This window comes from Sphingomonas hankyongi (assembly GCF_023516575.1).
Lineage (GTDB): Bacteria > Pseudomonadota > Alphaproteobacteria > Sphingomonadales > Sphingomonadaceae > Sphingomicrobium > Sphingomicrobium hankyongi.
Genome location: NZ_JAMGBE010000002.1, coordinates 408819 through 418468 on the forward strand (window position 1 = coordinate 408819; position 9650 = coordinate 418468).

The following is a 9650-nucleotide window of genomic DNA, read 5'->3' on the forward strand; positions in this document are numbered from 1 at the left end:
GAGGCGGACATGCGCGTCACAGGCATTTCCATTGCAGTTGCGACCACGGTGTCCATTTTGGGCCTCGCGAACTCGGCGGGCTCCGCGCCCCTAAGCGTTCGCGACAGCTTCAGGATCGGTAACGCAGGGACTATCTTCTGTTCCGCCCAGAGCCTCGCGGCCGATCCGGGCCTCGCGAGCATGTTCGACACCGGATATTCCGTGACTTGTCGCGATGCTGCCGCGCCGGTCGGCAAGCTCTACAAGTTGCGCAGTTCGGCCGACCCTGCGGATAGGCTCGCAGCCGCCCGGGCTCAACAGGTGAGCTGCTCCGTGCCCCATGAGGGTCCCGTCACCGATCTCGGCAATGTCGAGATCATGGACTGCAAGCTCAAGGACGCGGACGTCGCCTATCGCGTCTACCGCTTGCAGAAGGGCAAGCTGACCTACGTGGCCGAGGGGCTGTCGGGTTACGACAGCGTCCTGCAGCTCGGCCTGCGCAATTTGGTCGCCGACCGCCAGATCCCTGGTGAGGTCTCAATTGCGACGACCGGACTTGGCGATCCTTCGGCCTTCGCACGCGTTCAGGCGGGCACGCTCGACGCGACCCGCGCGCTGAACGAAGCCTACCGCCGCAACAACGCCGGCAGCTATGCCGAGGCGGCGGAATTCTTCGCCGCGGTCACGTCTTCCGGCGACGCCCCGCTGAGCCGCGCCGAAGGCCTGGCAAACGAAGCCCTTCAGAAGTCGAACCTCGGGCGCTACGCCGAAGCTGACGCGTTGTTCGCCCGCGCGACGGAAAGCGTCGGCAACGACGCCATCGTGACGAGGCGCTTGCGCAATTATCGGGCAATGCATTTGCTCAACCAGGATCGCGCGAAAGACGCACTGGAGGTGCTCGACAAGCCTCTGCCCAAGGGTGCGGAGCTTGGCGGGGACGCAGCCGTGCGCTCGCTCGAGATCGACACTGCTACGGCAAAGCGGCTGAACGCAGACTCGAAAATCGGCAAGCAGCTCGGCGCCGCTTCGGACGAGCTGCTGCCGGAGGAGAAAGCGGAAATCCTCGACGGCCAGGCGCTCCAGCTGCGCGGCACGGCGCTTCGGCTCACCGGCAATGTCGCGGGCGCGACGAACGCGCTGCGCCAGGCCGACGCCAAGCTGCAGGGCGTGCGCGGCGGCAAGGTCGTCTCGATCCTGTGGATGCGCGCGCAGATCCTCGGCGACCTTGCGGCGATCGCGGAGGAATCCGGCAACGCGGCGGAAGCCGACCAACTTTATCGCCAGGGCATCGCGTTGATCGAAGCGACCTATCCCGGCTCTGCTGCGCTGCTCAATTCGAAGGCCAGGCTTGCAGGTTACCTGGCGCGCTCCGGGCAGCTCGCGACCGCTGAAACGATGTTCAGCGAGATCGTCCATTCGCAGCCGGACACAAGCAATCTTCCGCCGTCCTTCGCGAACGTGCTGCGGCCCTATGTCGACATCCTGCTCAAGAAGAACGATCCGGCGGCGACCGCCGAGATCTTCGCCACGACCCAGCTGATGGTTCGGCCGGGCCTGGCGCAGACTCAGGCGGTGCTCGCGCGCGAGCTTAGCGGCGGCACCAACGAGGCTTCGCGGCTCTTCCGTCAGTCGACCAATCTCACTCGGCAGATCGAGCGTGCTCGCGTCGAGCTCTCGCGGATCGAGGACATTGCGCAGCCCGCGCCGGAAGAGCTCGCAAAGGCCCGGGTGCTGAAGGCATCCATCGGCCAGGCGCAGAAGCAGCAGGTCGCGAGCCAGGCGGCGCTCGCAAGCTTCCCGCGCTATCGTGCGGTGGCCGGCGAAGTCATGCCGCTCGCCGACCTGCAGAAGACTCTTCGCCAGGGCGAGGCTTATTACCGTATGACCATCGTGGGTGACGCTGCCTACGCGGTGCTCGTCACGCCGGTCTCCGCCAAGGCGGTGAAGCTCGGCGTCACGGCCAAGCAGCTGGCGGAGCAGGTCAGCGCGCTTCGCGAGACCATCTCGACGGTCGAGAACGGGCAGCGCATGACCTATGCCTTCGACGTAGGCCTCTCCCACCAGCTTTACGGCGAGCTTTTCGGTCCGTTCAGCGGAGACGTTACGAACGTTAAGCATCTGATCTTCGAGCCCGACGGCGCCATGCTGCGCCTTCCGCCGAACCTGCTGGTCATGGACCAGGCTTCCGTCGATGCGTACCAGAAGCGCGCGGCGGCCGGCGGCGATGCGGAATTCGACTTCCGCGGCATCAACTGGTTCGGCCGCGACCGCGACATCAGCACCGCGGTTTCGCCTCGCGGTTTCGCGGAGTTGCGGAGCGCGCCTCCGGCCGCCGGCCCGAAGCTGTACCTCGGCCTCGGCGAAAACAGTAAGCCGTCGGCTACCACCGCAGTCCCGGCTGCCGCTGATCGCGACTGCGTGCTTCCGCTCTCGTCGTGGGGGATGCCGATCTCCGCGAAAGAGCTGCGCGTTGCCGGTGGCATCCTCTCCAATGTCGATCCCAACGGCGTGCAGATCGCGACGGGCGACCAGTTCACCGATACGGGCCTCGAGCAACGCTCGGACCTCAACCAGTATCGCGTGATCCATTTCGCGACCCACGGCGTGGTCACGGCGCGCGCCCCGAAATGCGCTGCACAGCCGGCGTTGCTGACGAGCTTCGGCGGTGAAGGTTCGGACGGTCTGCTGACCTTCCGCGAGATCTTCGACCTGAACCTCGACGCCGACCTGATCATCCTGTCGGCATGCGACACCGCCGGGACTGCCAGCGCGGCGGCCACGCAGGCGGTCGGCCTGGCGTCCGGAGGCGAGGTCGCTCTCGACGGTCTCGTCCGCGCATTCGTCGGGGCCGGCGGGCGCCTGATCGTCGCAAGCCATTGGCCCGTGCCGGACGACTTCGATGCGACCCAGCGGCTGATGACGGGGATGTTCTCCGCGCCGCCCGGGACGCCGACGGTCACCGCCCTGCGAATGTCACAGCGACAGTTGATGGACGACCCGAATACATCCCACCCCTTCTACTGGTCGGCGTTCGCGGCCGTTGGAGACGGGGAAATTCCGGTTATCAGGAGCAAGCCGCAGCAGGTTGCCCAGGCCCGCTAGGAGCCTGGCTTACTGACCCGAATTTGCCTGGTCCCCGCAGCGGCAGGACGTGACCCGCGCCGCGCGCTTCTTCGGCTGCGCTACCGTAGCCTGCGTCTGCTCCGGCGTCGCGGCTGGGGCCGGCAGCGCTTGTTCGGCCGACGCGAGCACGAGCTCGGGAGTGCGAGTCGCGGGCTTTGCACCGGCCCGAATGTCCGTTTTCGCGGGTTCGGCGATGGCCGTCGCGGCGATCGTCAGCGTCACGGCGCCGATCAGAGACAAGCGGCTGTACATAGCCAGGCCCTCCGTCAGGAATGACCCGGAATAAGCCGCTCAGCCTTTCTAATTGCCTCGCGGAATTGGTTAAAATCGCCTCAGCCATGTTGAGGAGGCCAACGGAAGACCCTCGCGGACGCGTAATAACGTACCAACAACAGTGACTTAACGGCTGTGTCGTCAAAAAGACATTCATTGACTCTTTGTTAACGCGGAGTCACACTCACGCGCTTTTTCAAAAAGCAGGGGGCATCCATGGCAACTGCGCTTTCCAATAATCGGAAAATGTTTCTTACGACTGCGGGCGTGCTCGTCGTCGGTGTGGCCGCTTATGGTCTCGGTCGGGTCTATCCGCCGCTCGGACCTAGCGCCGGTACGGTCGCTCCGGCGGAGCGGTACGTCTCGAGCCAGGTTGGCGAAGGCGACGTCACGCTAGGCGACACATCGGTTCCGCAGCTGATGCAGACCGACGCGTTCCAGGTCATGGTCAAGGATGCCAACTTCCGGCAGCTTGCGAACGACCCGGGATTTGCCGCGCTCGCGTCCAATCCGGCCGTGATGTCGGCTATTGCCGCCAATCCCGCCCAGTTCTCGGCGCTCGCCAAGGATCCTTCGGCGTTCCATTCGCTGGTTCAGCAAGCGTCGCAGCTATCGGCTGCGGGCTCGCAGCTCGGTGGTGGCCAGAACGCGGCGCTTGCAGCGATGGCCCAGAATTCGAGCGCGTTTTCGAAGCTGGCGCAATCGCCCGGCGCATTCTCGGCACTTGCCGGCAATGCCTCGGCGTTCAACGCGCTGAACAACCATCCGGCAGCCTTTGCGGCGATGGCGCAAAACGCGTCGGCGTTCAGCAAATATGCCGGCAACGTCGCGCAATTCAAAGTCGACGCCGCAAATGGCGCGAACCCCGCGATGTCGGCCAACCAGGCGGCATTTTCGAAGCTCGCGAACGATTCCGCGGCGCTGTCCGCGCTCAGCGCGAACAACGGGTCCGCCTTCTCGGCGCTCGGCGCCAACGCCGCGGCGTTCAAGGCGCTGTCGGCCAATGGTGCGTCGCTCCACAACCTGCAGGTCGCGTCCGGCCTGATGGCGCAGAACGGAGCGGCCTTCCGCTCGCTTGCAAGCAATCCTAGCGCGCTGCAGGCGGCCGCTCAGTCCGCATTCCAGCTCGGTTCCCACTTGAACTCGGTGGGCGCTCTGAATGCCTCGGCACTGTCGGCGCTATCGGCGAATGCGAGCGCGCTTTCGGCCCTGTCGGGTAATCCCGCCGCACTTGCGGCGCTTGCCGGCAACGCATCTGCATTCAGTGCCTTGGCAAACCATCCAGCAGCCTTCGCGGCAATGGCGCAAAACGGGGCGGCATTCTCCAAATATGCCGGCAATGTCGCGAGCTTTAAGACCGCGGCATTGAGCGGCAAGGATCCCGCTATGTCCGCCAATACGGCGGCTTTCTCGAAGCTTGCCAACGACTCCGCGGCTATGTCGGCGCTCAGCTCCAACAATGGCGCGGCACTGTCGGCGCTCGGTGCGAACGCGAGTGCGTTCCGGCAGCTGTCGAGTAATGCGGCGTCCTTCCGCAACCTGCAGTCGGCGGCGAGCCTTATCGGCAAGAACCAGTCGGCCTTCGCCAATTTCGCGAAGAATGGCTCGGCTCTCGCCAACTCTGCGATGGCGGCTTCGAAGTTCAACTCCGCTGCAGGGCTGTCGGCACTTCAGGGTCAGGGTAAGCTGAACAATGCGATGCTGTCGGCATTGCAGCAGAACGGGGCGGCCCTGTCGGCCATATCGGCCAACCCGGCGGCCTTCTCCGCGCTTGCCAACAACCCTGCGGCACTGTCGGCCCTCGCCCGCAACGGGAGCGCCTTCTCGGCTCTCTCGAACAATGCGAACTTCCGCGCGCTGGCGGGCAATCCGGCGTTCGGAGCGGCTCTTCGCTATGGCAACGTGGCGAACGCGGTGAACCAGGCGAACTGACGCGTAAGCCGCCGCTAGGCGGTGTTTGGGGGGCTGATGAGGGGGAACGGGCAACCGCGGCGGGCGGTGTCGAGCATCGTTGCGTCGCTGCTGCTCGGCTCTGCTTCAGCTGCTTTCGCGCAGCAGGCGCCGGAATCCCCTCCCCCTCAGCCCGACACAACCACGGTCGTCGAGCCGCAGCCCCAGCCGGGAACGCCTGAATCCGAGGAGCCTGCCCCCAAAGAGACGGCCAAGAAAGAAGGGCCGGCGCACGTTCCGCCGGATGCGTCGGGGATTGACCTCACCACCCTCGAAACCAAAGACCTCGATCTTCTCTATTTCGACCCGGTCCAGACCTATCTGACGCCGTATATCGCGCGCGCTTATGAGAATGCGCTGAATTTCCACAAGAAGACCTTCCAGTGGGAGCCGTGGGAGAAGACCACTACCCTGCTCAAGGACTTCAGCGATTATGCGAATGCCGGCGCGCGCGCGTCGCCGAACAACACGGTGCTGATCGATGTCGCGCCGTTGTCGCTGAGCATGGAGACGTTCAGTCCAGGCGAGCGCTTCTTCACCATCGTGAACCACGAGATGGCGCACGTCGCGCAGATGGACGTGTGGAACAAGCGCGACGCCTCATGGCGCCGTTTCTTCCACGGCAAGGTTTCGCCAATCCAGGAGCACCCGGAATCCATTTTCTATAACTATCTGGTGACCCCGCGCGTGAACACGCCGCGCTGGTATCTGGAAGGCGGCGCGGTCTTCTTCGAAACATGGATGTCCGGCGGGCTCGGACGCGGCCAGGGCGGCTATGACGAAATGGTCTGGCGCGCCAAGGTTCGCGACGACGACAAGTTCTACTCGCCGCTCGGACTCGAATCCGAAGGGACCGCGGTCGACTTCCAGGTCGGCGTGAACGACTATCTCTACGGTACGCGGTTCATGTCCTACCTCGCGCTCAAGTTCGGGCCGGACAAGTTCGTCGAATGGCAAAGCCGAAGGGAGGGCAGCAAGGCGTTCTACGCCACGCAGTTCAAGCATGTGTTCGGGCGTCGCCTGAACGACGTGTGGAACGAATGGATCGCGTACGAGCACGAATATCAGAAGGCCAATCTCGCCAGGCTCGCCCAATATCCGCTGACCGAAACGGTTAAGCTCAGCCCCAAGGGTCTCGGGTCGATGTCGCGAGGCTATGTCGACGAGAAGACCAACAGCCTCATCGCGGCCTTTCGTTATCCGGGGACCATCGGATTCATCGGCCGGATGGACCTTGCCACGGGCAAGCTGACGAAGCTCCAGGAAATCAAGGGCATGATGCTGTACAAGGTGACCAGCGTCGCCTTCGATCCGGATGCCCGCACCGCTTATTACACCGAAGACAATTACGCATTCCGCGACATCATCGCCGTCAACGTCGACACCGGCCGCAAGCGCATGCTGCTGAGGGACGCGCGGATCGGCGATTTCGTGCTGAACCCCGTGGACAAGTCGATCTGGGGCATCCGGCACGAAAACGGCCTGGCCACGATCGTCCGCATCCCGCCGCCCTACGCTGGCTTCAACCAGATGCACACGTTCAACTATGGCCAGGTCCCGTTCGATCTCGACATCTCGCGCGACGGCACGAAGCTTTCGGCATCTTTTGGCGAGATAAACGGGACGCAGTCGGTCCGCGTGTGGGACGTCGCCAGCCTGGCGCCAGAAGTCGAGCCGGTGGAGATTTCCCGGCTCGATATGCCGCCCTCGACCCCCGAGGGCTTCGTCTTCGCTCCAGACGGGAAGTCGCTTTACGGGACGTCCTATTATACCGGTGTTTCCAACGTATTCCGCTTCGACATCGAAACGAAGAAGTTTGAGGCGCTGAGCAACGCCTCTACCGGTTTCTTCCGGCCGATGCCGCAACCCGACGGCTCGCTGATCGCCTACGAATATAGCGGCCAGGGGCTACAGCCCGTCCGCTTCACGCCGCAGGTCCGCGACGATCTCGCCACTGTCGAATTCCTCGGCACCAAGGTCGTGAAGGAACGGCCGGAGCTCAAGGAATGGGGCGTCGGTTCGCCCGCCAAGATCGACCTGGATTCGATGATCACCGCGCGGAGCAAGTACAACAGCTCGCGCCGCATGAAGCTCGCCGGCATGTATCCCATGGTGCAAGGCTACAAAGGCGCGGTCTCACCGGGATATTTCATTCATTTCGAAGACCCGCTGCAGTTCCGCCAGGTCAATATCGACCTTTCCGTCTCCCCATTCGACCAGATGCCCGACGGGGAGCGCCTGCACGCCAAGCTCCAGTTCAAGACGCTCAACTGGAACCTTCGCTATTTCCACAATGCGGCGGATTTTTACGACATCTTCGGGCCGGTCGAGCGGAGCCGCAAAGGCAATGCGCTCATCGCCGAGTACAACAAGACCACGATCTACGATCCGCCGCGGCAGCTCGACCTGTTCGCGACCGGAGCTGTTTTCCTTGGCCTAGAGCGGCTGCCGACAGCCCAGAACATTCCAAGCCCCGAGAATATTTTCTCGCTGGAGGCCGGCGCCAAATATACCAACACCCGCAAGGCGCTCGGCGGCGTCGATCACGAAAAAGGCATTGCCTGGCGCGCGATAACGAACCTCGATTTCGCGGAGGAGCATTTCTACCCGAAGATCCACGGCGGCATCGATTATGGCGTGCCGCTTCCATTCCCCAACAGCTCCGCATGGATTTATGCGCACGCGGGCGCTGCCTGGGGCCAGAAGCTCAGCCCGCTCGCCGCCTTCTACTTCGGATCCTTCCGCAACAACTATGTCGATGAGCGTCCCGAGAAGCGCTACCGGGAGGAAGAAAGCTTCCCCGGCTTCGAGATCGACGAGATCGCAGCGCGCCGGTTCGGCAAGCTGACCGCCGAGATCAATCTGCCTCCGATCCGCTTCGCCGAGGTCGGCACCCCGGCATTTTACCTGAGCCATTTACGTCCGGCAGTTTTCGCCAGCGGAATGCTCACCGAGGATCCCGAAGGCGAAGGCCATACCTATTTGAGCGCTGGCGCGCAGCTCGACCTGAACTTCAACGTCGCGATGCGATTGCCGATGATTTTCTCCGTCGGAGCCGCCGGCGGCTGGGCCGATGGCGACTACCGCAAGACAGAGTGGCTTGCGTCTCTCAAGATCATGTAGCTTAACTGTCGTCGATGCTCGCTATTCAAGCCGCGCACTGGGCACTGGCTCTGGTCCCCGTCCTGATTCTCCTCGTCCTGTTCGTGTGGTTCGACGCGTTCAAGCTGATGAGCTTCCGCGAGATCATCCTGTTGCTGGCGCTCGGCGGCGTCGCCGGCATCGCCGTTTATCCGATCAGCGGCCGGCTGATCGATGCATTGCCGATCGGCTTTTCGAATTACAGCCGGTTCCTGGCGCCCTGGATCGAGGAAGCGTTCAAGGCCGCGAGCATCATCCTGCTCTTCGGGTTCAACCGCATTGGCTACAAGCTCGACGCGGTCATCTCCGGCTTCGCGATCGGCGCAGGCTTCTCCGTCGTCGAGAACATCATCTACCTGACAATTTATCCGGATTACGGAGCCAGCACCTGGCTCGTGCGCGGTCTCGGCACCGCGGTCATGCACGGGACCACGCTCGCGATCTTCGCTGCCATCGCGCACGAGCTGGCGGAGCGCGAGACGCGCGAGGCTGCGGGCGACTTCGATTTCAGCCCATGGTGGTTCGTGCCCGGCTTCTTCCTCGCGGTCGCGATCCACATGGTCTTCAACCAGTTCCCCGACCGCCCGCTTCTCGCCATGCTCGGCGCGGCGATGTTCGCGCCGATCGCGATCGTTGCGATCTTCAGTTTCGGCACGGCTGAGGCGCAGTCATGGCTGGTGGCGGAACGCGCCGAGCACAAGGCCCAGCTCGAAACCCTGCGCGCGGGCAAGTGGCCTGACTCAACCTATGGCAAGAAGATCGCGACCCTGAGCGAGCGACTTGGTGCCGACGCGACGACCCGCATCCGCCGCTATTGGGAGCTCCAGGCCTATCTCGTTGGCGAAGCCGAGGAGACGCTGCTGGAGGAAGCCGCCGGCGACGCTGAATATGATCCCGCGGAAATACGCGCGGCTTTCGCCGAGCTCGACGAGCTTCGCGGAACGCTCGGAGCCGGCACCTATGCCGAGCTTAAGAGGCTCCTGCCCTTCAGCCGCAATGACTATTGGGAAGTTGACGAACTGCGCCAGCGCTTGCGATCCGACGCGGCGCGCGGCAAAAACATATAAAGAACGGATGCAATTTTAAGCGAGCGGAAACCAATCGCTTAGAATATAACGACTTGAGATGGCGGCCGGGGGGCCGCCGATGTGCAACCTGGGTGGGGGGAGAAGAGCCACACGGAG

The 9650-nt window shown here is 63.5% G+C and carries 5 protein-coding genes; 4 read left to right on the top strand and 1 reads right to left on the bottom strand.

Going from position 1 to position 9650, the window contains the following annotated elements; all coding sequences use genetic code 11:
• Nucleotides 1-9 precede the first annotated feature (9 nt).
• Nucleotides 10-3081 (top strand): CHAT domain-containing protein, encoded by a 3072-nt coding sequence (locus LZ538_RS06690; RefSeq protein WP_249831216.1) that lies wholly within the window; start codon nt 10-12, stop codon nt 3079-3081.
• Nucleotides 3082-3090: 9 nt separating this feature from the next.
• On the opposite strand, the gene LZ538_RS06695 is transcribed toward LZ538_RS06690, so the two are convergent.
• Nucleotides 3091-3354: a hypothetical protein gene (locus tag LZ538_RS06695; protein ID WP_249831217.1), complete on the bottom strand. Its 264-nt coding sequence runs from the start codon at nt 3352-3354 to the stop codon at nt 3091-3093.
• A gap of 237 nt (nt 3355-3591) precedes the next feature.
• Here LZ538_RS06695 and LZ538_RS06700 point away from each other — a divergent pair, with 237 nt between their 5' ends.
• The 3 genes from LZ538_RS06700 to LZ538_RS06710 are packed head-to-tail and all read left to right on the top strand — an operon-like array spanning nt 3592 to nt 9533.
• Nucleotides 3592-5307 (top strand): hypothetical protein, encoded by a 1716-nt coding sequence (locus LZ538_RS06700; protein WP_249831218.1) that lies wholly within the window; start codon nt 3592-3594, stop codon nt 5305-5307.
• A gap of 36 nt (nt 5308-5343) precedes the next feature.
• On the top strand, nt 5344-8448 hold the full coding sequence (locus LZ538_RS06705) for a hypothetical protein (RefSeq protein ID WP_249831219.1): 3105 nt from the start codon (nt 5344-5346) through the stop codon (nt 8446-8448).
• Nucleotides 8449-8462: 14 nt separating this feature from the next.
• A complete protein-coding gene (locus LZ538_RS06710) occupies nt 8463-9533 on the top strand; it encodes a PrsW family glutamic-type intramembrane protease (protein ID WP_249831220.1) in 1071 nt (356 codons plus the stop codon).
• The last annotated feature ends 117 nt before the right edge of the window (nt 9534-9650 follow it).